Raw genomic sequence first — 653 nt, 5'->3', positions numbered from 1 at the left:
GGAACATATGGTTGATGAAAAGAATGCTTTGACTTCAAACGACGAAGATGCCGATTTTGAATACAACAAAGAGAAAGACAACGATAGAGTAAATAACTTTTAAAAGAGATTGAATTATGAACAATAGCATAAAACATTATCCTGTGCATTGGACAGATGGGATGAAAATTAACAAATCTCATTTTGTTGAGATGCAAGACTTTATCAATGAAAGTGTTATAGATAGTACAGGGGTTCATACCTCAATGATAAATTACGGACTTCTTCCGATGTCTAACTCATTGAAGATGAATTTAGTGATTGATAGCCATAAACTTTTGCGGGTGAAAGTAGAGCAATGTCAAGCCATAACTCCCAATGGAACAAGAATATGTATAGATGAAGCCTCCCAATCGTTAAAGGTATCCATTGCATATCCGGAGGTGGTAAAAGAGTTAAAAGAAGGAGAAGAGGCGACTTTAATGGCTTGCATATCAGTAAACCCATACGAGCGTATTCCGTGTGGAGAACCAGACCCAGAAGAAATGCCTCCTAGATATCCATATACACAACCACAATATTCATTATTACTTATTGATGAAAAAGAGTTACAACAATCTTTCAGTCTAGGTAATCATTATTTAACTATTGGAAAAATTTTGGTTAGTAATGCT

General features: G+C 35.1%; 1 pseudogene. It reads left to right on the top strand.

Annotated features, from left to right (window positions below):
* Positions 1-116 precede the first annotated feature (116 nt).
* A pseudogene (locus VQ048_RS12390) lies at positions 117-653 on the top strand (hypothetical protein); the annotation flags it as partial.

It is taken from the genome of Bergeyella anatis, from assembly GCF_036016955.1.
GTDB lineage: Bacteria > Bacteroidota > Bacteroidia > Flavobacteriales > Weeksellaceae > JAYWXI01.
Note: the sequence above shows the minus strand (reverse complement) of the source record. Positions and strands in the feature narration are given on the sequence as shown.